The sequence below is a fragment of the Actinoallomurus spadix genome, from assembly GCF_024055725.1.
In the GTDB taxonomy this organism is placed as follows: Bacteria; Actinomycetota; Actinomycetes; order Streptosporangiales; family Streptosporangiaceae; genus Actinoallomurus; species Actinoallomurus spadix.
Window position 1 is genome coordinate 222,964 of sequence record NZ_JAMXMX010000008.1, and the last position, 23,273, is coordinate 246,236.

18 protein-coding genes, 1 pseudogene and 1 riboswitch are annotated in these 23,273 nt (G+C 71.8%); of the genes and pseudogenes, 6 read left to right on the forward strand and 13 right to left on the reverse strand.

The window, feature by feature from the left end; translation table 11 throughout:
- Positions 1 to 56: 56 nt before the first annotated feature.
- Positions 57 to 2,554 (reverse strand): annotated as a pseudogene (locus NE235_RS14375) (L-aspartate oxidase).
- Between the two features lie 107 nt (positions 2,555 to 2,661).
- Here NE235_RS14375 and NE235_RS14380 point away from each other — a divergent pair.
- The 3 genes from NE235_RS14380 (at position 2,662) to NE235_RS14390 (ending at position 5,557) form a co-directional block, all read left to right on the forward strand.
- Complete coding sequence (locus tag NE235_RS14380; protein WP_252802848.1) at positions 2,662 to 2,985, forward strand: ArsR/SmtB family transcription factor; 324 nt, start codon at positions 2,662 to 2,664, stop codon at positions 2,983 to 2,985.
- A complete protein-coding gene (locus tag NE235_RS14385) occupies positions 2,985 to 3,254 on the forward strand; it encodes a hypothetical protein (RefSeq protein ID WP_252802850.1) in 270 nt (89 codons plus the stop codon). Before NE235_RS14380 ends, NE235_RS14385 begins: the two co-directional genes overlap by 1 nt.
- Before the next feature lie 134 nt (positions 3,255 to 3,388).
- Positions 3,389 to 5,557: an MMPL family transporter gene (locus NE235_RS14390; RefSeq protein WP_252802852.1), complete on the forward strand. Its 2,169-nt coding sequence runs from the start codon at positions 3,389 to 3,391 to the stop codon at positions 5,555 to 5,557.
- On the opposite strand, the gene NE235_RS14395 is transcribed toward NE235_RS14390, so the two are convergent.
- The 7 genes from NE235_RS14395 to NE235_RS14425 form a co-directional block, all read right to left on the reverse strand.
- Positions 5,536 to 5,856, reverse strand: a complete 321-nt coding sequence (locus NE235_RS14395) for a TetR/AcrR family transcriptional regulator (protein ID WP_252802855.1) — start codon at positions 5,854 to 5,856, stop codon at positions 5,536 to 5,538. The two genes, NE235_RS14390 and NE235_RS14395, sit on opposite strands and share 22 nt — an antisense overlap.
- Positions 5,857 to 5,942: 86 nt before the next feature.
- On the reverse strand, positions 5,943 to 6,362 hold the full coding sequence (gene panD, locus NE235_RS14400; protein ID WP_252802857.1) for an aspartate 1-decarboxylase: 420 nt from the start codon (positions 6,360 to 6,362) through the stop codon (positions 5,943 to 5,945).
- Between the two features lie 5 nt (positions 6,363 to 6,367).
- Positions 6,368 to 7,237: a pantoate--beta-alanine ligase gene (panC, locus tag NE235_RS14405; protein WP_252802859.1), complete on the reverse strand. Its 870-nt coding sequence runs from the start codon at positions 7,235 to 7,237 to the stop codon at positions 6,368 to 6,370.
- On the reverse strand, positions 7,234 to 8,151 hold the full coding sequence (locus tag NE235_RS14410) for a Rossmann-like and DUF2520 domain-containing protein (protein ID WP_252802861.1): 918 nt from the start codon (positions 8,149 to 8,151) through the stop codon (positions 7,234 to 7,236). The genes panC and NE235_RS14410 overlap by 4 nt, the downstream gene beginning before the upstream one ends.
- A gap of 223 nt (positions 8,152 to 8,374) precedes the next feature.
- Positions 8,375 to 8,680 (reverse strand): chaplin family protein, encoded by a 306-nt coding sequence (locus tag NE235_RS14415; protein WP_252802863.1) that lies wholly within the window; start codon positions 8,678 to 8,680, stop codon positions 8,375 to 8,377.
- 165 nt (positions 8,681 to 8,845) lie between these two features.
- A complete protein-coding gene (locus NE235_RS14420) occupies positions 8,846 to 11,350 on the reverse strand; it encodes an ABC transporter permease (RefSeq protein WP_252802865.1) in 2,505 nt (834 codons plus the stop codon).
- A 2-nt stretch (positions 11,351 to 11,352) separates the two neighbouring features.
- Positions 11,353 to 12,099, reverse strand: coding sequence for an ABC transporter ATP-binding protein (locus tag NE235_RS14425; RefSeq protein WP_252802867.1), 747 nt, complete (start codon positions 12,097 to 12,099; stop codon positions 11,353 to 11,355).
- 214 nt (positions 12,100 to 12,313) lie between these two features.
- Between NE235_RS14425 and NE235_RS14430 the strand changes: the two genes are divergently transcribed.
- The gene (locus NE235_RS14430; RefSeq protein WP_252802869.1) at positions 12,314 to 15,637 is read left to right on the forward strand and encodes a S8 family peptidase; all 3,324 of its coding nucleotides are present in this window, start codon (positions 12,314 to 12,316) and stop codon (positions 15,635 to 15,637) included.
- A gap of 147 nt (positions 15,638 to 15,784) precedes the next feature.
- Here the strand turns inward: NE235_RS14430 and NE235_RS14435 are convergent, their stop codons facing one another.
- The 3 genes from NE235_RS14435 to NE235_RS14445 all read right to left on the reverse strand — a co-directional run bounded on the left by NE235_RS14435 (position 15,785) and on the right by NE235_RS14445 (position 18,301).
- Positions 15,785 to 17,077 (reverse strand): GAF domain-containing protein, encoded by a 1,293-nt coding sequence (locus NE235_RS14435; protein WP_252802871.1) that lies wholly within the window; start codon positions 17,075 to 17,077, stop codon positions 15,785 to 15,787.
- A 240-nt stretch (positions 17,078 to 17,317) separates the two neighbouring features.
- On the reverse strand, positions 17,318 to 17,935 hold the full coding sequence (locus tag NE235_RS14440) for an AAA family ATPase (RefSeq protein WP_252802873.1): 618 nt from the start codon (positions 17,933 to 17,935) through the stop codon (positions 17,318 to 17,320).
- 6 nt (positions 17,936 to 17,941) lie between these two features.
- On the reverse strand, positions 17,942 to 18,301 hold the full coding sequence (locus tag NE235_RS14445; RefSeq protein WP_289848614.1) for a TFIIB-type zinc ribbon-containing protein: 360 nt from the start codon (positions 18,299 to 18,301) through the stop codon (positions 17,942 to 17,944).
- A 154-nt stretch (positions 18,302 to 18,455) separates the two neighbouring features.
- On the opposite strand from NE235_RS14445, the gene NE235_RS14450 reads away from it, so the two are divergent.
- Positions 18,456 to 19,043, forward strand: a complete 588-nt coding sequence (locus tag NE235_RS14450) for a hypothetical protein (RefSeq protein WP_252802875.1) — start codon at positions 18,456 to 18,458, stop codon at positions 19,041 to 19,043.
- Between the two features lie 18 nt (positions 19,044 to 19,061).
- Here NE235_RS14450 and NE235_RS14455 read toward each other — a convergent pair whose 3' ends face one another.
- On the reverse strand, positions 19,062 to 20,078 hold the full coding sequence (locus tag NE235_RS14455) for a pectinesterase family protein (RefSeq protein WP_252802877.1): 1,017 nt from the start codon (positions 20,076 to 20,078) through the stop codon (positions 19,062 to 19,064).
- A gap of 260 nt (positions 20,079 to 20,338) precedes the next feature.
- Positions 20,339 to 20,450: riboswitch (TPP riboswitch) on the forward strand.
- On the opposite strand from NE235_RS14455, the gene thiC reads away from it, so the two are divergent.
- Positions 20,448 to 22,211 (forward strand): phosphomethylpyrimidine synthase ThiC, encoded by a 1,764-nt coding sequence (thiC, locus tag NE235_RS14460; RefSeq protein WP_252802879.1) that lies wholly within the window; start codon positions 20,448 to 20,450, stop codon positions 22,209 to 22,211. Its footprint overlaps the riboswitch before it by 3 nt.
- A 29-nt stretch (positions 22,212 to 22,240) precedes the next feature.
- Here thiC and NE235_RS14465 read toward each other — a convergent pair whose 3' ends face one another.
- The gene (locus NE235_RS14465) at positions 22,241 to 23,251 is read right to left on the reverse strand and encodes an NADP-dependent oxidoreductase (RefSeq protein ID WP_252802880.1); all 1,011 of its coding nucleotides are present in this window, start codon (positions 23,249 to 23,251) and stop codon (positions 22,241 to 22,243) included.
- Positions 23,252 to 23,273 lie beyond the last annotated feature (22 nt).

Sequence of the window (23,273 nt, forward strand, 5' to 3'; positions counted from 1 at the left end):
GCCTCCTCGCTCGCTTCGCGGACGGCTCGTTCCTCGCCGTCCACTCCGCTCACTCGTCAGCTCGCCGCTCCCGTGAGGTCAAGGCCGATGTCCAAGGCGCTCGCCGAGTGGGTCAGCGCCCCCACGGCAAGGTAGTCGACTCCGGTCTCGGCCACGGCGCGGACCCCGTCCAAAGTGAGCCCGCCGCTGGCCTCCAGCTCGGCCCGGCCGCCGGTCAGGCGCACGGCCTCGGTCAGCTCGGCGATGCTCATGTTGTCCAGCAGGATCGAGCGCGCCCCGGCGGCGAGCGCCTCGCGTACCTGGTCGAGGGTGTCGCACTCGACCTGGACGTGCAGGCCCGGCCTGGTCACGGCGGTGAACGCGGCGGTCACCGACCCGGCGGCGGCCACGTGGTTGTCCTTGATCAGGGCGGCGTCGGCGAGGGACATGCGGTGGTTCACGCCGCCGCCGAGGCGGACGGCGTACTTCTGCAGCGCCCGCAGGCCCGGCAGCGTCTTGCGGGTGTCCCGGACCCGGGCCTTCGTGTGCGCGATGGCGTCCGCCCAGCGGCGGGTACCGGTCGCGACGCCGGACAGGTGGGTGAGGAGGTTCAGCGCGGTGCGCTCCGCGCGCAGCAGCGGCACGAGCGGGCCCTCGACGGTGAGCAGGACGTCGCCGGGCGCGACGCGGGAGCCGTCCTCGACGCGGGTCACGACCTTCAGGCCGTCCCCGGCCTCCGGGGAGAGGATCGCGAAGACCAGTTCGGCGACGGGCAGGCCGGCGACGACGCCGGCCTGCCGGGCCACCATGTCGGCGCGGCCGGTGGCGGTCGGAGGGAAGATCGGCTCGCTGGTGACGTCCGTCGCGCCGTCCTCGGCCAGCGCCGTACGGACGAGTCCGTCCACAGCCTGGGGATCGAGTCCGGCCGCGCGCAGTCTCGTCTCGAGTTCGGGGTTCACGAGAGCTCCTCGTAGTTCGTGGTGACGGTTCCGTCGTCGGCGAGGGTGGAGACCAGGTGACCGCGCCAGGCGTCGCCGGCGTCGGGGAAGTCCTCCCGCCAGTGGCTGCCCCGGGTCTCCTCGCGGCGCCGGGCGGCCGCCACGATCAGCGACGCGACGGTGTGCAGGTTGGTGGCCTCCCACGCCTCCGTGCACGGCTCGTCGGTCGTACGGTCCGTGAGGGCGGTGAGCTCCCGCGCGGCACGCTCCAGTCCTGGACCGTTCCGCAGGACACCGGCGTAGGAGGTCATGATCCGCTGGACGTCCGCGTGCACGCTCGGGTCCAGCAGCGCCGGCTCCGGAGCGGCCTCGGCGGTACGTCCGGGCGCGTCCATGGCGAGGTCGGCGGGGAGCACCTCGGCGATCCGCCGGCCGAAGACCAGTCCCTCGAGGAGGGAGTTGGACGCGAGGCGGTTCGCGCCGTGCACGCCGGTGCAGGCCACCTCGCCGCAGGCGTACAGACCCGGGACGGACGTGCGGCCCCACAGGTCCGTACGGACGCCGCCGCTGGCGTGGTGCGCGGCCGGGATCACCGGGATCGGCTCGTGCACCGGGTCGATGCCGTGCTCCTCACAGGTCGCGAGGATCGTCGGGAACCGGTTCGCCCAGGTCCGCGGCCCGAGGTTCCGGCCGTCGAGGTACGCGCAGGCGGCTCCGGTCTCCCGCATCATCGCCATGATCGCCTTGGCGACGACGTCCCGTGGAGCGAGGTCGGCCAGCGGGTGCCGGCCGACCATGAACCGGTCGCCCCGCTCGTCGACGAGGTACGCCCCCTCGCCGCGGACGGCCTCGGAGATCAGCGGCTGCCGGCCTTTCGCGTCCGGGCCGAGCCACATCACGGTCGGGTGGAACTGCACGAACTCCAGGTCCGTCACGGCCGCCCCGGCGCGCAGCGCGAGCGCGACGCCGTCACCGGTGGACACCTCCGGGTTCGTGGTGGCCTGGAAGACCTGGCCCAGGCCACCGGTCGCGAGGATCACCGCGCGGGCGCGGACCGCTCCAACGCCGTCCCGGCGCCCCTCCCCCATGACGTGCAGGGTCACTCCGGCGACCCGGCCCCGCTCCATCAGCAGGTCGAGCACCAGGGCGTGCTCGATGACCTCGACGCCGGAGTCCTTGAGGTTCGCGAGCAGCGCCCGGCTGACCTCGGCGCCGGTCGCGTCGCCGCCCGCGTGCACGATGCGGCGCTTGAGGTGCCCGCCCTCGCGGGTCAGCGCGACCCGCCCGTCGTCGCCGCGGTCGAACTCGGCGCCGAGTTCCATCAGCTCGCGCACGGCGTCGGGCCCCTCGGTCACGAGCACGCGCACGGCCTCCTCGTCGCAGACGCCGACCCCGGCGGTGAGGGTGTCGCGGAGGTGCTCCTCCGGGGAGTCATCCGGGTGCAGGGCCGCCGCGACGCCGCCCTGGGCCCATCGCGTGGACCCGTCGTCGAGCAGCGCCTTGGTGACCAGCAGCACCCGTCCAGCCGTACGTGCGCGCAGGGCCGCCACGAGCCCGGCGACGCCGGAGCCGATCACGATGATGTCGGTGTCGATCGTCCAGCCCGGATCGGGGGCGGTGAGGCGTCGGGGGATCATGGACCCTCCTCGGAGGCGTTTTCGTCAGATTGACTATAACTCCTCACCGTGATGGTCAACTTGAATAGGCATGTGCTAACTTTTCTTTGCATGTGCCGGGATGTGTCATGACGAGTGGGGACGAGTTGCTGAAGGTGCTGGCCACGCTGGCCAACCCGCACCGCCTGCGTGTCCTGGCGGCGCTGTCGGGCGAGCGCAACTACGTGAGCAGGCTCGCCCGCGAGTTGGGCATCAGCCGGCCCCTCCTTCAGGTCCACCTGCGCAAATTGGAAGCGGCCGGACTGGTGACGGGCCGGGCCGAGGTGTCCGAGGACGGCAAGGCGATGAAGTTCTACGAGGTCAACCCGTTCACGATCGAGCTGACACCGCAGGCCATCGAGGTCGCGGTGCGCACGCTCACCGTGCCGGAGGAGAAGAAGGGCGACGTGTGATGGACGGCCATGAACTCGCGGAGGTGGCCGGCGCGATCGGCATCTTCGCCTTCATCACGACGGTGATCACCGTGATCATCGTTCAGGTGGGCGCCACCGTGCGCGCCCGCGCGGCGCTGGCCCGCGAGGGGGAGTACCGCAGGCTCGCCGAGAGCGGAGTCGAGGCCCAGCAGAACATCGAGCGGCAGCTCACCGAGGCCGGCAGGCGCCTGGCCGCGATGGAAGAGCGCATGAACGCACTGGAGAAGATCCTGCAGACCGTGGAGTGACGCCGCAGACCGTGAAGTGACGAACGAGCTGGGCCGCCGAGCGGCAACTCGACGGCCCAGTGGACGAAGAAGCACCAACCCGCCCGAGGGCGGGCTCTCACAGGAACGCTCCCTCAGGGAAAGGACAGCATTTCGTGCTGCCTGAACGCAAACCGATCACCGAGCGGATCGCGGGCTGGTCCGTCCGGCACCGGCTCCTGGCGATCTGCGGCTGGTTCACACTGGTGATCGTCGCCGTGCTGGCCGGCGGTGTGCTCGGCCTGGAACAGACCGGCAGCACCGATCCGGGAGAGTCCGGTCGCGTCGACCGGGTCCTGGACGCCCAGACCGCGTACGTGCCGCTGCAGGAGAACATCCTCGTCCAGTCCCGGACGGGCACGGCCCGCTTCGCCGACGACCCCGAACTGCGGTCGGCCACCCGCGACCTGACCCGGACCCTGCGCGGCCTCGGCACCCTCCGCTCGCCCCTGGACGCGGACGGGGCGGACCTGATCTCTAAGGACGGGCGGTCCGGCCTGGTGAACATCCAGGTCGCCGGCCCCGACGAGGCGTTCCGCGAGCACTATGCCGCGATCGTCAAGGGCGTCGGGGACGTGACGGCCCGGCATCCGCAGGTCCGGCTGGCGCAGGCCGGGGACAAGAGCCTGTCCGACGCGGTGGACGGCGGCATCAAGGACGACGTCAAGCGCGCCGAGTACTTCTCCCTGCCGCTCACTGTGATCATCTTGCTGGTGGTGTTCGGCTCGCTGATCGCGGCGGGAATTCCGCTCCTGCTGGCGATCACCACGGTCGCGGGCACGTTCGGGCTGCTGCAGGTGGTCGGGCATTGGGTGCCGGTCAACAGCGCGACCTCGTCCATCGTGCTGCTGATCGGCCTCGCCGTCGGCATCGACTACTCCCTGTTCTACCTGCGCCGCGAGCGGGAAGAACGCGCCGCCGGCCGGTCGGTCACCGAGGCCCTGACGATCAGCGCCAGGACCTCCGGGCACGTGGTCGTCGTCTCCGGCCTCACCGTGATGCTCTGCCTGGCCGGTCTGCTGTTCACCGGACTGGACAACTTCAAGGGCCTCACCGCCGGCGCCGTCCTGGTCGTCGGCCTGGCCATGACCGGGTCGGTGACGGTGCTGCCCGCGCTGCTGTCCCTGCTCGGGCACCGCGTCGACAGGGCCCGCGTCCCCTGGCTCGGCCGCCGTCGTACCGCGGCCGGGCGGTCCCGCCTCTGGACCGCGGTGGCACGTCACGTCGTCCGCCGTCCCCTCCTCTGGGGCGGGGTCGCCACGCTCGCCCTGATCCTCATGACGCTGCCCGCGCTCGGCATGCGGCTGCAGGACGCGGCGGTCACCGACAGCCTGCCGCGCAGGGTGCCCGTGGTGGACGCGGCCATCCGCATGCAGCAGGCGTTCCCCGGCAGCCCCTCGCCCGCCTGGGTGGTGCTGTGGGAGAAGCAGCCCGGCGCCCTGGACGACCCCGCCGTGCGCCCGGCCGTCGCCGACCTGCACCCGATCTCGGCCACCCGCGTCGACCGGATCATCGTGGCGCGGGTCCCGCTCGCCGACTTCGGCACCGGAGAGAAGGCGAACCGGTCGCTGCGCGACCTCCGCCGGAGGACGGCCGCACTCGACCTGCTGGACGGCGTGGACCACGCCGTCGCGGGCAAGACGGCCTTCGCCTACGACTTCACCAACGTGATCAGGAAACGGTCGCCGCTGGTATTCGGGTTCGTGCTCGCCCTGGCCTTCGTGCTGCTGTCGGTGGCGTTCCGATCCGTGGCCATCCCGCTGGTGTCGATCCTGCTCAACCTCCTGTCGATCGGCGCCGCCTACGGCGTGCTGACCTGGGTGTTCCAGGACGGACACCTCGGCTCGCTCCTCGGCTTCACGGCGTACGGCGGGGTGATCGGCTGGCTCCCGCTGTTCATGTTCGTGATCCTGTTCGGGCTGAGCATGGACTACCACATCTTCATCCTCAGCCGGATCCGCGAGCGCCGCGCGGCGGGCGTCCCGGCCGTCGAGGCCATCGTCACCGGGATCGGCGCCAGTTCGGGCGTGGTCACCAGCGCGGCCGCGATCATGACCGCCGCGTTCAGCGTGTTCGCCGTCCTCACGGCCATCGAGTACAAGATGATGGGCGTCGGCCTCGCGGTCGCCGTCCTGATCGACGCCACCCTGGTGCGCGGCGTGCTCCTGCCCGCGGCGATGGCCGTGCTCGGCGAGCGCGTGTGGCGCCGTCCGGGCACCGCCGGCGACGGTCCGCGCGTTCCCGGGTCACGGGCGCCGGCGGATCACGCCTCGGGCGCCGCCTGACCGGTCAGCGCCTCGAAGCAGGGCCGGAGCAGCCGCGTGATCTGCTCCGGCGTCGCGTCGCGGAGCGGGCCGAGCTCGATCAGATTCCGTCCGGTGGACACGCCGAACAGGATCGCCAGGATCAGCGCGGCCCGCAGCTCGCCGTCCTCGTCCGGGAGGGCGGCGCTCGCCTGCTCGACCTGCCGGGTCATCGCGGCCCGCATTCGCTCGGTCGCCTCCGGATGGGTGAACGTCGAGCGCAGCAGGGGCAGTGATGTCTGCGGGAGCTCGCCGAGCTTGACCCCGACGATGGACAGCATCGTCCTCACCGTCCGCGACGGCCGCATCGTCCATCAGCGCGACTACCTCGACGTCCTCGCGGCCACCGCCGCGGCCGCCCCGTGAGTCAGCGCGGCGCCACGGCGTCGCCGCGTACGGCGGCCGTGCCCGGGACCGGTTCGGCCGGGTCGGTGCCCAGGTCGACGATGCGGTTGTCGCCGTCGACGTGGACGACGCTCGGCTGGAACGCGCGGGCCTCGGCGTCCGTCATCGCGGCGTAGCTGATGATGATGACCAGGTCACCGGGGTGGACGAGGTGGGCCGCGGCGCCGTTGATGCCGATCACCCCGCTGCCGCGCGGGCCGCTGATGACGTACGTCTCCAGGCGGGCGCCGTTGGTGATGTCGACGATCTGGACCTGCTCACCGGGCAGCAGGTCGGCGGCCTCCATGAGGTCCTCGTCGATCGTCACGGAGCCCACGTAGTGCAGGTCGGCCTGGGTGACCGTGGCCCGGTGGATCTTGCTCTTGAACATCGTGCGGAACATGCGGGTCACTCCGAGGCGTGGCCGAAGGCCAGGGGGACGTTGTCGATGAGGTGGGTGGTGCCGACGCGGCCCGCGACGGCGAGCACGGCCGGGCCGGTGTGGGCGTCGTCGACCTCCTGGAACGTCTCCGGGTCGACCAGCACCAGGTAGTCGAGCTCGAGCGGCGGGTCGGCGGCGATCGCGCCGTCGAGCACGGTCCGCGCCGCCCGTACGACCTTGGCGGGGCCGTCGCCGGCCGCCTCGGCGCCCGCGCGCAGGGCCATCGACAGCGACACGGCGGTGAGGCGCTCGGCCGGGGACAGGTAGCGGTTCCGGCTGGACAGCGCCAGGCCGTCCGCCTCGCGCACGGTCGGGGAGCCGACGACGCGGACGGGGACGTTCAGGTCGGCGACCATCCGGCGGATCATGGCGAGCTGCTGGGCGTCCTTCTCCCCGAAGACGGCGACGTCCGGGCGGACCAGGTTGAACAGCTTGAGGACGACGGTCAGCACGCCGTCGAAGTGGCCGGGGCGGCAGGCCCCCTCGACGATGGTCCCCATCTGCCCCGAGTCGACGGTGACCCGCGCGCCGAGCGCGGTCGGCGGGTACATGACGTCGACGGTCGGCGCGAAGACGAGGTCGACGCCCTCCGCCGCGCAGATCTCGATGTCGTCCGGCAGGGTCCGGGGGTACCGGTCGAGGTCCTCGTTCGGGCCGAACTGCAGCGGGTTGACGAAGATGCTCACCGCGACGGTGTCGGCCAGCTCGCGGGCGCGGCGCAGCAGCGACCGGTGGCCCTCGTGCAGCGCGCCCATCGTCGGGACCAGCGCCAGGGTGCCCTGGGAGGCGCGGGCGGCGGTGAGCTCCTCGCGCGTGCGGGCGATGATGGGTGTCATTGTCCGGTCCCCTCGGTGTCGTCTCCACGGCCGCCCGCGAGGGCGTCGAGCAGGCGTTCGGCGTCCTCGGCGCGGAGCAGCCCGGCGGCCAGCGCGCGGTCGGCGGTGAGCCGGGCCAGCGCGATGTACGCGTCGTGCGCCTCGGGTGAGACGCGGGCGAGTTCGGTGACGTGCTCGGCGACCGTCCCGGCGTCGCCGCGCACGACCGGGCCGGTCAGCCCCCGGACGCCGAGCCGCAGCGCGTTGTCGAGCGCCGCGCCGAGCAACGGCCCGAGCATCCGGCCCGGCGCCTCGACGCCGGCGCGCGTCAGCAGGTCCATCGACTCGGCGACGAGCGTGACGAGGTGGTTCGCGCCGCCCGCGAGGGCCGCGTGGTAGAGGGCGCGACGCTCCTCGGGGATCCAGACGGGCTCGCCGCCCATCTCCACGACCAGGGCCTCGGCCACGGGACGGAGCGGCTCGGGCGAGGTCACGCCGAAGGTGATCCCGGCCAGCCGGTGCACGTCGTCGGGCCGCCCCGTGAAGGTCATCACCGGGTGCAGGGCGAGCGGCAGGGCTCCGGCGCGGGTGGCCGGGTCGAGGACGCGGACGCCGTACCGGCCGCTCGTGTGCGCGAGCAGCTTGCCCTCGACCTTGACGTCGGTGGCGACCAGACCCGTGATGAGCGGCGCGAGCGCGTCGTCGGGAACGGTGAGCAGGACCAGGTCGGCCGCGGACACGACCTCCTGGACGGTACGGAGCGGGACGCCGGGCAGGCGCTGTCGCGCGCGTTCGCGGGATGCCTCGGAGACGCCCGCGGCGGCCACGACCGTGTGGCCGGCGAGCGTGAGGGCGTGGCCGAGGGCCGAGCCGACACGGCCGACGCCGACAACGCCGACGGCCAGCCGTCCCGGCCGGTCGTGAGAGGCGGTCATAGATCGTTCCAGTCCTTTGCGGGTACCGGACGGTGCCGCCACAGCTTATATCGGGCCGGGCGGCGCCCCGATCCGCACCGCGCCCGGGGACCTGGCGGCACCCGGATTCCGGCCCGCGCCCGGGGCCGGACTGCACACGGTCTCGACTGGGGCCGGGCAGCACACCGGCCCGCCCGGTGGCACTGCGGGCGGGCCGGTGAACGCTGTTAGCCGTACGACCGGGTCAGGACGACGACCACGGGCGGTGGTGGCAGGGCGGGCGGCGGTGGTGGTGGCAGGGCGGGCGGTGACGGTGCCCGCCGCCGACCGAGGCGCCGCCCTTGCAGCCGGCGAGCGCTCCGCCGACGACGGCGACGCTGTTGCCGCAGACGTTGATCGGGGCCGTGATCGGCGCCACGACCTGGTTACCGGACAGGATGCCGCCCGCGCCGCTCGTGCCGATCTCGCCCGCGTTGGCCGGGGCGGCCAGCAGCAGCGCGCCGGTGACGGCGGCCGCCGCCACCCCGGCCGCGGAGAGTTTCTTGAGCACCTGAGTTTCCTCCCGTACTTCGGTTCGCAGCCGCCCCGAGGGGCGGCCGGTACGTACGGTAGTTATCCAGATACTCCCAGGTAATGGTAAGCGGATCTATCTCGGCGTGATCGGATCGTTACATAGAGTGACTGTTTTGTGGCCTTCTGTCGAGAACGTGCCTCACTATTCGGCCGCCAGCGACTCGACGATCGACGTCCGCGCGGCCCGCCGGCCGGGCATGATCGCCGCGACCACGCCGGCGACGGCCGCCAGCAGGAGGAACAGGACGATCCGGCCGATCGGCAGCCCGAGCACCGCGTCGTCGATGGCGGCGGAGATGGCGGCCCAGCCGAACGCGATCCCCAGCACCACGCCGACGAGCGCCCCGATCAGCGAGATGATCAGAGCCTCCAGGGAAAGCATCCGCCGCAACCCGCGCCGGGTCAGGCCGAGCGCCCGCAGCAGCGCCGACTCCCTGTTCCGCTCGACCACCGACAGGGTCAGCGTGTTCGCGATGCCGATCAGCGAGATGATGATCGCCAGGGCGAGCAGGGCGGCGACGAGCAGGAAGAGCTGGTCAAGGGACTTCGACAGCTGGTCCTTGAGGTCCGCGGCCGAGCTCATCCGTACCGCCGGGTAGTCCTTGAGCGCGTCGTCGACGACGGCCCGGGAGACCTTCGTCGAGACGCCCTTCTTGGCGATCAGGTAGACCTGCTCGGGGTCCTTCGGCCCGAACGAGCGGGTGAAATCCGTCTCGTCGAGCAGGATCCCCGAGAGGAGGGACTCGCCGGTGACGATCGCGACCACCCGCAGGTTCGCGGTGCCCCGGCCGGTCCGTACGGGCACGGTCCCACCGACCCGTGCGCCGAACGCCTTGGCCCGCTCGTCGTTCAGCACCACGGTGCCCGGCCGCAGGTCCGCCAGCGAGCCGGCGGAGACCTTGGGCTTCAGACCCTGGCCGAGGTACCGCTGGGTGACCGAGCCGACGCCCACCTCTTTCCCGTTCACGTGGGCGGTCGCCCTCCGCGCCTCGATGACCGCGGAGAACTCCGGCGCGGCGCGCAGGCGCGTCACCACGGCGCCGGGGACGGGCCGGTCGTCCTGGCCCGACTGCGCGCTCAGCCGGTAGTCGACCGGGTACTGCTCACGGAGGTGGGCGTCCGCCGTGGACCGTGTGGACGCCAGTGCGACGGAGAACATCGTCATCAGCGTGACGCCGACCGTCAGCGCGATCGTGGTGACCGCGGCGCGCTTGGGATTGCGCCGCGAGTTGGCCAGGGCCAGCCGGCCGGGGACCCCGAAGAACCGCGCCGGAAGCCCGCCGACGAGCCCGCTCAGCGCTTGGACGATCAGTGGGCTGAGCGCGACGACGGCGAGGAAGATGAGCGCACCCGCCACCACCATCAGGAGGAACGGCCCCTGCCCGGGCTTGGCGGTCAGCGCGAGGACGGCCATGCCCGTCCCGGCGGCACCGAAGAGCGCGCCGATGATGATCCGGACGATTCCGGCACGCCCCCGCACGCGGCCCTCCGCCTGCGCGCGCAGCGCGGCGACCGGCGGCACGCGCGTCGCCGTGCGGGCCGGCATCAGGGCCGACAGCACGGTCACGGCGAGTCCCAGGGGGATGCCGACGAGGAACGGCGTGGCCGAGACGGCCAGCGGGCCGCCCGGCGTGCCGGTCCCGGAGTTGAAGACGACGGCCGCGCCGTACCCGAGCCCGATTCCGACGACCGCGCCGAGCACGGAGGCCAGCAGGCCGACCACCGCCGACTCGAGCAGGACGCTGCGGAAGACCTGCCCGCGGGTCGCGCCGACGCAGCGCAGCAGTGCCATCTCCCGCGTCCGCTGGGCGATCAGGATGTTGAAGGTGTTGTAGATGACGAGTGCGGCGACGAACAGCGCCACGAGCGCGAACGCGAAGAAGAACGTGGTGATGCTGTCGACGTCCAGGCTCGACTCGGCGGCCATCCTCTTGGCGAGGCCGTGGCTGGTCAGGGTCGTGTACGAGGACCCGGCCGCCGCGGCGACGGCGGTGCGGAGCCGGTCGTCCGGGACGCCGGCGGCGCCCTTGACGTCGACCTCGACGTAGCCGCGCTCGCCGGTCATCTGCCGTGCCACCGGCTCGGTGAAGCCGACGGCGCCGCGGAAGCCGACCTCCTGGTCGACGCCCACGTCGACCAGGCCGGTGACCGTGAAGGAGTGCGTGGCGCCCTTCTTGTCCAGGACCCTGATCGTGTCACCGACGTGGTAGCCCGTGTGTCCGGCCACCCCCGTGTCCAGGACGGCCTCGGCCGGGCCGTTCGGCGCGCGGCCCTTGGTGATCGGGTAGCGGGCCAGCGAACCGGTGGTGATCGACATCCCCAGGGTGGGGACCTCGCCGTACACCCGGCCGTTCTTGCCGATCAGCGCGGCGTCGCCGCGGACCAGGCCCTGCGCGTCCCGGACGCCCGGCACGGCGCGGACCGCGCGCAGCACCGAGTCCGGGACCTTCTTGTCATCGTCGTCGGGGAGGACGGCGACCGAGACCTTTTCCGCGGAGGCGGTGAACTGCCGGTCGAACCCTGCCTTCATCGTGTCGGTCAGCACGAACGTGCCGGCGACGAAACCCACGCCGAGGGTGATCGCGAGAGCGGTGAGCATGAGGCGCAGCAGGTGCGCGCGGAGCCCGGTGAGCGTCGTCTTCAGCATCGTCAGGACTCCAGGCTCTTCAGCGCGTCCAGAACGGTGTCCGGGGTGGGGCCGTACAGCTCGGTCGTGATCCGCCCGTCGCGCAGGAACACCACCCGGTCGGCGTACGAGGCCGCCACCGGGTCGTGCGTGACCATCACGATCGTCTGTCCCATCTCCCGTACGGAGGCGCGCAGGAACGACAGGACCTCGGCGCTCGACGCGGAGTCGAGGTTGCCCGTCGGCTCGTCCGCAAAGATGACCTCTGGCCGGCTGACGAGGGCGCGGGCGCAGGCCACCCGCTGCTGCTGCCCGCCGGACAGCTCACTGGGCCGGTGCGACAGGCGCGGCCGCAGCCCCACCGTGTCGACGACGTGGTCGAACCACCGGCGGTCCAGCCTGCGGCCCGACAGTTCCAGCGGCAGGAGGATGTTCTGCTCGGCGGTGAGCGTCGGCAGCAGGTTGAACGCCTGGAAGATGAACCCGACCCGGTCGCGGCGCAGGTGGGTGAGCTGCTTGTCCGACAGGCGGGTGATCTCCACGTCGCCGATGCGGATCTCGCCCTCGTTCACCGTGTCCAGGCCCGCCAGGCAGTGCATGAGCGTGGACTTGCCGGAACCGGACGGGCCCATGATGGCGGTGAAGGCGCCGCGGGCGAACCCCACGCTCACCCCGTGCAGGGCCCGGACGGCGGCCTCGCCGGTGCCGTAGTCCTTGATCACGTTCTGGGCCAGCACGGCGGGCGGAGCGCCTACGACGGTGCTTGTCACGACTGAACTCCTCGATCGTCTCGGAACGTCGTGACCGACGGTAGATTTCCGCCGCTCGCCCGCCATCGCCCCTGCGGACAGCGTTGAGTCAGCCTTCCCGGTGACACGCGCCCGCCCCGTCAGACTCAAGTCGTACGGGCCGGGATGATCTCGGCGCCGAAAGCGATCCGGCCGGCCGGCGGAGATAGGTGAATCACCGACAAGGAGTTCACCGATGCGACGAAGATCAGTAGGTCTGCCGGCCGCCGTCCTGGCCGTGATGCTGGCGTTGCCGATGGCACGCGCGGAGGGCGCGGCACCGGCCTCCGGAGCCGCCTCCGGCCACGACTGGCGGAGCGTGACCCTGGTGACCGGGGACCGTGTCCTCGTGGCGGACGGGGCCGGCGGACGGCGGCTCATCCGGGTGGAGCCCGGCACGGGCCGCGGCAAGATCCCTTTCCACGAGCAGGTCCACGGGAAAGAGGTCTCCGTCATCCCCGCCGACGCGGCCCCGATGGTCGCCCAGGGCCGGCTCGACCGTCACCTGTTCGAGGTGACCCGGCTGCTGCGCGACGGGTACGGCGACGCGTCGCGCAAGGACCTCCCGCTCATCGTGAGCGACGCGCCCGCACCGGCCCTCGCCGGGACGCGCACCACGCGGACGCTGTCCGCGGTGAACGGCGCGGCCGTCCAAGCGGGCAAGGACCGGTCCGGGGGTTTCTGGAAGACCCTCCGCGGGCGCGCCTCGAACCGGACGCGCGTGTGGCTGGACGCGAAGGTGCACGCTGTGCTCGACCAGAGCGTGCCGCAGATCGGCGCTCCCGACGCCTGGGCGGCCGGTTACACGGGCAAGGGCGTGACGGTCGGCGTCCTCGACTCGGGCATCGACACGGCGCACCCGGACCTCGCCGACACGGTGACGGTCGCGAAGGACTTCACCGGCGGTGACAACGGCACGCAGGACGGCTACGGCCACGGCACCCACGTCGCCTCGATCATCACGGGCAGCGGCGCCGCGTCCGGCGGCCGGTACAAGGGGGTCGCGCCGGACGCCCGGCTCGTCGTGGGCAAGGTCCTCGACGGCAACGGCAACGGCGCTTTCTCCCAGGTGATGGCCGGGATGGAGTGGATCGCGACGCAGGGTGCCCGGGTGGTCAACATGAGCCTCAGCACGGACATCGCCAGCGACGGGACCGACCCGCTCTCCGCGGAGCTGAACACGCTCACCGCCCGTACGGGAACGCTGTTCGTCGTCGGCGCGGGCAACCAGGGCGGCGACCGGTCGGTCGGTGTTCCCGCGGTCGCCGACGCGGCGCTGACCGTCGGCGCCGTGGACCACGACAACGCGCTCGCGGAGTTCTCGAGCGCCGGACCGCGAATCGGCGACGGGGCGGTCAAACCGGACGTGACCGCGCCCGGCGTCGGCATCGTCGCCGCCCGGGCGCACGGCACTGAGATGGGCGAGCCCGTCGGAGACGACTACACGAGGCTGTCCGGCACGTCGATGGCGACACCCCACGTGGCCGGCGCGGCCGCGATCCTCGCCCAGGAGCACCCGGACTGGAAGGCCGGCGACCTCAAGGCGGCTCTCATGAACACCGCCGTCCCCAATTCCGCCGGTACGGTCTTCCAGCAGGGCGCGGGCCGGATCGACCTCAAGCGGGGCGTCTCCCAGACCCTGTGGGCCGCTCCGGGAAGCGTCTCGGCCCACCTGACGGAGCCGGACTCCACCACGGCGACCCGGCAGGTGACCTTCCGCAACGACGGCTCCGCCGCCCTGGACCTCGACCTCGCGCTCACGGTGAACGGGCCGGACGGCGAACCCGCGCCGGCCGGAATGTTCGGTGTCGACGCCGATCACCTCACGGTCCCGGCGCACGGCACGGCGACGACGACGATCAAAATCGACGGTGCGCCGGGCGCCGCCGGCCGGTACAGCGGACGTCTCACCGCGACCTCCTCCGACGGCCGGCAGAAGGTCGCCGTCGCGGTCGGCGCGGTACGGGAACCCCGGCTGCACACGATCAGCGTGGCCGGCATCGACCGCAACGGCGCCTCCTCCGGCCGGTCCCTGGAGTCGCTGCCCTGGGGAGAGCTGGTCGACCTGGACACCGGGACACCCGTCGAGACGTTCGTCAGCGGCGGGCGGGTGACCGCCCGCGTGCCCACCGGCCGGTACGCCCTGAACATCAACGTGGACACCGTCGCCGCGGACGGGACCATCACGGACAGCACCCTGTTCTCCGAACCCGAGCTGAACATCGACCACGACGTCCAGCTCACGGTCGACGCCCGGCGCGGCAGGAGGATCGCCGCGAAGGTCGACAGCCCGACGGCGGTCCAGAGCGGAACGGACGTCACCGGAATCGACAGCGAGATCGCCGGGCAGACCTTCCTCTTCAGCACCGTGTCGGAGAACCCGGCGCTCGGCCTCTACGCGATCCCGACGAAACGGGTGACCTCGCGGCCGTACTCCTTCTTCTACAAGACCACCCTCGCCGAACCGCTCGGCGCGGGCTCCACGGCACGCGCCTACCACCTGGCGCTGCTCACGAAGGATCACATTCCCGACCGGCCGGTCTACCGGCTCCACGACGGGGACCTCGCCACGCTGGACGCGCGGTACCACTCCGCCGGGAAGGCGCTCACGGGCACCCGGGACACGGTCGCGATCCTGCCCGGTGAGACCTTCCCCCTCGGTATGGGCTCCTACGACGTGCGGCTGCCCGGCGGCCGTACCGAGCTCTACTCGGTCACGCCCGGGGTGAGGTGGTACCGCGAGCTGATCGGCTCCGACGGCGCGACTCCCGTCTTCCTCGAGGCCGGGGCCGATCCGGCGCTGACGCCCGGCCGGCGAGTCGCGTACGACTGGAACGAAGCGGTCGGCGGCCCCATCGCCCACGCGTCGAAACCCTGCCGCAACGGCCGGACGTTCACGACCGATCTCCTGACACCGCCGAACGGCTCGTCGTACGCCACGAACCTGTCCGACGGCGCAGCAACGCCCGTGCAGGAGATGACCCTGCGGCGGGACGGGGAGGTCATCGGCAGTACCGAAGGCGCCGGGGCCTGCTTCACGCTGCCGAGCGGCTCGGCGTCCTACACCCTCCACGCCACGGCCCGGCGCGACGCGCCGTGGACACCCCTCGGCAGCAGCACCGACGTCACCTGGACCTTCGGGTACGACCCGGAGCCGCGGACGCCGCAGAACGAGCCCCGGCTCCCCGCCCTGCGGGTGTCCGGGGCGTTCGACCAGGCCGACCGCGCCCCCTCCGACGCGACGTTCCGCCTCGGCATCAGGGCCGACGACGTCCGGATCTCGGGCACGACGCCCCCCGCCGTCGTCATGCGCACGGTCACGGTGGAGACGTCCTTCGACGACGGCAAGACCTGGCGGCAGGCGCCCGTGTCCGCGGCCGGCGCCGACCGGTGGACGGCCGACGTCCGGCATCCCGCCGCGGGAACCGGATCCGGATACGTCTCGATCCGGCTCCACGCGGACGACGGGGCGGGTGACGCCGTCGACCAGACCGTGATCCGCGCCTACGCCCTGCGCTGACCGCGCACCCGGACCGGCGTAACGCTCGGTGAAGCCATCGGATTCGGCCCTGCCCGCCCGGCGGGCGGCTCAGAGACCGATGGCTTCCCGGCCGGTCGGCGGAGCCGGTCGACGGAGCCGGTCGACGGAGCCGGTCGACGGAGCCGGTCAGCGGTTGAGGTAGGCGCCCAGGCCGTCGGGTTGTTCGTTGGCGATGAAGACCGACCGCACGTTGATGAGGGCCTCTTCGACGTGGACGGTGCAGCCCCAGGCCGCGTCGCCCCATGAGTCGGCGATCTTGATTTCGGCCGGTGCGGTGCACCCCTCGGTGCCGCCGAGCTGGCAGTGTTCGGGGCGTGGCCTGGCGGCCTGCGCGGCGGCGGCCGCGCGCATCCGGGCGGCGAGTTCCGCGGCGTCGGCGGCACGCTGTTCGGCCTCGGCGCGCAATCGCCGCTCCGCCTGTATCGCCTTGGCCAGCTCGTCATGCGCCGCTTTGGCGCGTGCTTCGGCGGCTTGCCGCGCCTGCTCGCCGTGGTGGCGTTCGATGGCCAGGGCCGCGGTGCCGGCGAAGACGCGGGTGAAGGCGAGGTCGGTGTCCTGCGGGACGCGCGGGGTGCGGTGGTACATGGCGAAGGTGCCCAGCAGGGTGCCGTCGGCGGCCAGAATCGGCGTGGACCAGCAGGCCGCCAGTCCGGCCTCCTCGGCCAGGTGCCGGAAGTCGGTCCACAGCGGGTCGGCGGTGACGTCGGTGACGATGACCGGTTGCCGCCGGTGGGCGGCGGTGCCGCAGGAGCCGACGCCTTCGCCGATGGTGATGCCGTCGATGGCCTGGTTGTAGAAGTCGGGCAGGCTCGGGGCGGCGCCGTGGCGCAGGTGCCGGCCGTCGGGGTCGGCGAGCAGGACCGACACGAGGACCTCCTGCGGTGCGAGGTTCTCGATACAGCGGGCCATCCCATCGAGCACGTCGGTCAGGGGGGCTTGACGGGCGATCTGCTCCAGCAGGGCGCGGTGTTCGGCCATCAGCCGTTGGGCATGCTTGACCTGCGTGATCTCCACGCCGATCACACGAATCCCGATCACGTTGCCGTCGGCGTCTCGGCGCGGCTCGTAGGTGTAGTCGAAGAACGCCTCCCGCTCGTGGGGGCCGCTGCCCAGCATCACCCGGGCGTCACGGCCGGTGTAGGGCTCGCCCGTGCGGTAGACCTGGTCCAATAGGGCGATGAAGCCCTGATCGACCAGTTCGGGCATCAGGTCTGCGAGCGGAATCCCGGTGCGAGCCCGTTCTTGGCCGATGGCGGCGAAGAACGCCGGGTTGGCCGCCTCCACCAGGTGCACCGGCCCCGCGAGCGAGGCGAAGACGGCGATGGACTGCCCGAACAGCGCCCGCAGGTCCTCCGGCGCCGCTTGCCCGGTGACCGCCGGATCCGCAGCGGTGGGGCGCCGGCTCGATGTCGCCGTCATGTTCCGGTGTGCCTTTCTTCTGCAAGGGACCGACCGGCAGCTGACTCCGATGCCGTCATTCCCCAGCCTCGCCATGGTCGGGTGTCCGTCCCTGCGGGGCGACCGCAGGACGAAGCCTGATGTCTCTTTGCGGAATATTGTTTCATGCAAGCCACACCAGGGGTAGTCCGCCAGCCGACCCTCAACGCGCCGGGGCCCCGCCCTTCGGCCGTCTGGAGAATGAGGTGACGCGTGACCTGTTCAGGCCGTGGCGGTCCCGAGCGCCCAGGCGCAGACCTCGTCGGCGGTGGCCTCGACGGTGGCCGTCGTGGTGTCCAGGAGCCGCATCGCGGGTTTCATCGAGGCGGCCTCGGCGCGGACCCAGGCGTTGTACTCCAGCATCTCGGCGATGCGCGGCTCGGACCACTCCCGCCAGGCCGGGCGCGCCCGGAGCCGGGCGGCGAGGACGTCCGGGTCGCAGGTCAGCGCGAGGTACCTGATCTCCTGGAACAGCGCCCGCTCGGGCAACGGCTCGAACTCCGGCGGCACGACGGTGCCGCACAGCAGCACCGGCCGGCCGTTCTGCTGGATCATCGCCGCCATCGCCAGCCACGCCGACCGGAACCGTACGGGGTCGTGCAGGCCCGCCTGCCACAGCACGTCCTGCTCCAGGACGACGAAGCGCTCACTCAGCCGTTCGACGAGGAGCCGGGCCACGGTCGACTTGCCGCAGCCGCTGGGGCCGGTGAGCGCCAGCAGGGGAAGCCGGGCGAACGGCTGCCGATGACCGCACACGGCGCAGACGACGACCGGAGGCTCGGCGACGACATGAGGTGAATCCGCGCGCGCCCCACAGCGCGCGCAGATCAGCGGATTCACGGAACGTCAGTCGAAGAGCTCTTCGAGGAAGCTCTTCCTGCGGCCGCGGCGCCCGTACGGCGGGGGCGAATCCTTGTAGTGCCCGTGCTGCGGGGCGTGCCCGGGGTGGTACGGCGGCGGGGAGTCGCGGTAGCCCTGGAACGGCGGCGGGGAATCCTTGTAGCCGCCCGGGTACGGCGGCGGGGAGTCGGTGTAGCCGCCGGGATAGGGCGGCGGCGGGGCGGCGTAGTGCCGCTGCTCCGCGTGCACGATCTGCTCGAGCTCACCACGGTCGAGGAAGATGCCCCCGCACCCGGAGCACTGCTCGATGTGGATGCCGTGCCGGTCGTACGTCTGCATCGGGCCATGACACTTCGGGCAGATCATGGCCTCAGCGTAAGCGACCGGCGACGCCCCCGGTGACGAATCGCGCATCCGGACCATGGACGAGTGCTCTCTTTGCGTACATGACGATCACCGCAGTGTAATGACCGCCATGTTCTCCAGGCAGATGATCGGGAAGCGAGGACTCCGCGGTGCCGTGACGACGGCGTCGGCGCTGGTCGTCCTGAGCGCGACCGGGTGCGGATCGAGCGACGAGCCGAAGCCCGCCGGCTCCCCCGCCGGAACGCCGGCGGCCACCGCCTCCCCCTCCGCCGGGACGGCCGCCGGAGGGGTCGCCCGGCCGGGCACCGCGCTGAAGATCGGGCAGCCCGCCCTCGTCGACTTCACCTACAACGACAAGAAGGGGCGACTGCAGATCACCGTCACCGCCATCCAGAAGGGCACGCACTCCGACCTGGCCAGGCTCAACCTCGACGCCAAGGCCAAGAAGATGGTCCCCTACTACATCCGGAGCACGATCAAGAACGCCGGAACCACCGATCTGTCCCTCACGATGCCGCCCGAACCGCGTGGCCTGCTCGCGAGCGGCGACGAGACGCGCGCCCTGAAGGTCCTCGGCACCTTCACCACGTGCGACAGCTACCCGAAGACCCACACCTTCCGCCCCGGGAAGTCGTACAAGAGCTGCAGCCCCGTCCTGGCCGCCCGCGGCGCCGACGTCACCGGCGCCGTCTGGTCGAACGACCCGTACAGCGGCGACGAGGGCGTGACCTGGAAACGCTGACCCGGTCGCAGGGCCGGGCTACTGCACGGGGTTCCAGCCGTCGCTGCCGGCCAGGTACCTCTGCGCGGTGTAGTTCGCCGCGGTCGCGCTGCTCAGCTGCGGACGATCGCCGGTACCGGTACTGGCTCCGGCGCCGCTGTTGCCGTACTCGCTGAACCGGCACGTCCTCCAGGAGAAGCCGCCCATGTCCTGCCAGGCTCCGGCCTGGCGGATGTGCCCGCCCAGCGTCGAGTCGCGGACCAGGACCTGACCGATCGCGTCGGCCGCGCCACCGGCGTGCCAGCAGCGGCCCAGGGCGACGGTCCGCGCCGCGGCCGAACTGGTCAGCGTCGACCTGGTGATCAGGATGCCGTACGGGTTGGCGGCGTTGGTGGCCGCGGCGGTGATGTAGCCGTTGTTGGTGCTGCCGCGGTCCAGCGAGCGGATGGTCGTGGAGTCGATGACCAGGGCGCCGTTGCCGTAGATGAAGTCCACGGCACCCTCGATGTAGCTCTTGTAGACGTACTGGCGGACCTGTGAGCTTCCGGTACCGCCCCAGGACAGGAACGTGTCCTGGTAGCCCAGCAGGCGCACGTTGCGGTAGACCTGCCGGTCGCCGCCGGCGTACAGGGCCAGTGCCTGGCTGTCGTGTGCGGCGTAGGTGTTGGCGATGGTCAGTCCCTTGACCGTGGTGTCCTTGGCGCTGTTGAGCACCGTCGCGCTGCCCGCGGTCCCGGCGGTGGACGCGGGCGTGCTCCCGGTGATCACGATGTCGGCCGAGTTCCCGGTCGTCCCCTGCAGGGTGATGCCGGACTTGCCCGAGGAGATGGACACCTGGCCGTGGTAGGTGCCCGGCTTGATGTTGATGACCGTGCCGGACGAGGCCGCCGCGAGCGCGGTCTGGACGGTCGTGTAATTCCCGGAGCCGTCGGCCGCGACGGTGATCGTGGTGGCGGCGTGCGCGGACGTGGCCGGCACGATGGCGGCCGGCGTTAATACGGCGAAGGCCATGGCGCCGCCGACCACAGTGGTCCGGTGCCTGCCGAGCAGGTGCATGTGGGAGCCTCTCGATAGGAGCCGTCCGGCACCGCGCGCCGGCGGCTTCACGCGTGGAAGTCCGCCGATCGCCGGCGTTCCCGAAGTATGAAAAGCCTTTCCGCCGACTACAAGGGACTTTTCACACCAATCATTCGTGAGATCGTCCGCCGCAGGTCGGCGCCGCTACGGACCAGGCCGGGGCGGCCTATCGCCTCAACGAGCACGGCCTACTCTCGGCCGCCTCTATCCCTGACGGGTCACGCGGGTTAGGGTCGAGTACGACAGATCGCGGGGGCCCGGCGAACCGGGCTGAGATAGCGGCTGAGACGGCCGCTGACCGCTGGAACCTGACCGGGTAATGCCGGCGTAGGGAGAGATCGAGTCCTCATGACCGACACAGCGATGACGCACGCTCGCAAGGTGTACCTCCAGGGGACGCGGGCGGATGTGCGGGTGCCGATGCGGGAGGTGCCGCTCAGCGACGGCGGCGCCGTGGTGCTGTACGACACCTCGGGGCCGTACACCGATCCGGACTACGACGCCGACGTGCGGCGTGGCCTGCCCGCGCTCCGTACGGCCTGGATCGCCGAGCGCGGCGACACCACGTCCTACCCCGGCCGTGCCGTACGGCCCGAGGACGACGGGCGGCGTTCCGGCGACCCCCTGCGGAACGCGGCGGCGTTCGCCGAACGGTCGCCGCGCCGGGCGAGTGGCCCGGGGGCGGTGACTCAGCGCGCGTACGCGCGGCGCGGCGAGATCACCCCGGAGATGGAGTTCGTCGCGCTGCGCGAAGGGGTCGACCCCGAGGTCGTCCGGAACGAGCTGGCGGCGGGCCGCGCGGTGCTGCCCGCCAACGTCAACCACCCGGAACTCGAGCCGATGATCATCGGGCGGAACTTCCTGGTGAAGGTCAACGCCAATATCGGCAACTCGGCGGTGGCGTCCTCGATCGAGGACGAGGTGGCCAAGATGACCTGGGCGACCCGCTGGGGCGCCGACACCATCATGGACCTGTCGACGGGCCGGGACATTCACACCACTCGCGAGTGGATCCTGCGCAACTCCCCCGTCCCCGTCGGGACGGTTCCGCTCTATCAGGCCGTGGAGAAGGTCGGCGGGGACCCGGCCGAGCTGACCTGGGAGATCTTCCGTGACACCGTGATCGAACAGGCCGAGCAGGGTGTCGACTACATGACGGTGCACGCGGGCGTGCTGCTGGAGTACGTGCCGCTGACGGCGCGTCGCCGCACCGGCATCGTGTCCCGCGGCGGTTCGATCATGGCGGCGTGGTGCCTGGCGCATCACCGGCAGAACTTCCTGTACACCCACTTCCGTGAGCTGTGCGAGATCTTCGCCGCGTACGACGTGACCTGGTCGCTGGGCGATGGGCTGCGGCCCGGGTCGATCTCCGACGCCAACGACGAGGCGCAGTTCGCCGAACTGCGCACTCAGGGCGAGCTGACGCGGATCGCCGCCGAGCACGACAACCAGGTGATGAACGAGGGCCCTGGACACGTCCCGATGCACAAGATCAAGGAGAACGTGGACCTGCAGCGGGAGTGGTGCGACGACGCGCCGTTCTACACGCTGGGGCCGCTGACCACCGACATCGCGCCCGGCTATGACCACATCACCTCGGCGATCGGCGCGGCGATGATCGGCTGGTACGGCACCGCGATGCTGTGCTACGTCACGCCGAAGGAGCATCTGGGTCTTCCGGACCGCGACGACGTCAAGGCGGGTGTGATCGCCTACAAGATCGCCGCGCACGCCGCGGACCTGGCCAAGGGCCATCCGGGCGCGCAGGCGTGGGACGACGCGCTGTCGGACGCGCGGTTCGACTTCCGGTGGGAGGACCAGTTCAACCTCTCACTCGACCCGGAGACCGCACGGGCGTTCCACGACGCGACGCTGCCCGCCGCACCGGCCAAGACCGCGCACTTCTGTTCGATGTGCGGCCCGCACTTCTGCTCCATGAAGATCACGCGGGATGTCCGGGCCTACGCCACCGAGCGCGGCCTGGAGGACGCGCAGGCCCTGACCGAGGGCCTGCGCGAGAAGGCCGCCGAGTTCAACGCGTCCGGCGGCCGCATCTACCTTCCGGTCTCGCGCGCCGAGGCGGCCGGCCCGCCCTCTCCGGCGAGCGAGTAGCACGCGCTGATCGAGAGGTGCGCGGCCGATCAGGCGGCCGTGAGGACGATCTTGCCCTGGATGTGCCCCCGGGCGGCGCGCTCATGCGCCGCCCGGGCGTCCGCGAGCGGGAACGTACTGTCGATCGCGACGCGGACCGTGCCCTCGTCGAGCAGGCGGCCGAGTTCGGCGAGTTGCGCGCCGTTCGAGCGGACCTGGCTGATCGAGACCGTCACGCCCAGCTTCGCGACCTCTTCTTCGTCGAAGTCCGCGTAGAACACGGGGAAGTGGGAGCCGCCGCGCTTGAGCGTGCGCAGGAAGCGCCTGCTGCCGGGGCCACCGACGGTGTCGAGGACGAGGTCGAGGTCCTGCACGAGCTCCTCCGGGCGGCTCTTGGTGTAGTCGATGAACTCGTCGGCGCCGAGCTCGCGCAGGAACGACTCATGCGCGCCCGATGCCACCGCGATGACCCGCGCGCCCTTCCACTTCGCCAGCTGGAGCGCGAAGTGCCCCACGCCGCCCGCGGCGCCGTTGACGAGCACCGTCGTGCCGGCGCCGAGTGCCGTCGGGCGATGCCGTGCCTCCTGGAAGGGCGAGGGGTGATCGTGTCCGACCTCGATCAGGTACTGCCACGCGGTGAGCCCGGCCATGGGCACCCCGGCGGCGTGCACGTGGTCGACGCCGGCCGGCTTGGGCGCGAGGTCCGACGCGGGCGCGGCCACGTACTCGGCGTAGGCGCTGCCGTCGAAGCCGGGGAAGCGGAGCATGCCGAAGACCTCGTCACCGACGGCGAAGTCGTCCACGTCCGGGGTGACGGCCGCGACGACGCCCGACACGTCCGTCCCCGGGATGATCGGCAGCTCGACCGTCGCCTCGGGCTTCCCGGGCATCGTGGTCATGCCGCCTCGCAGGTACCAGTCCGGGGGGTTGACGCCGACGGCGTGAACGCGAACGAGCACCTCGCCCGGCCTCGGCTCGGGAACCGGCACCTCGTCGTAACGCAGGACCTCCGGGCCGCCGTGCTCATGGATCCGGACCGCCCTCATGGTGTGTGTCGGCATCGTTCTCTCCTGCTCGTACTGC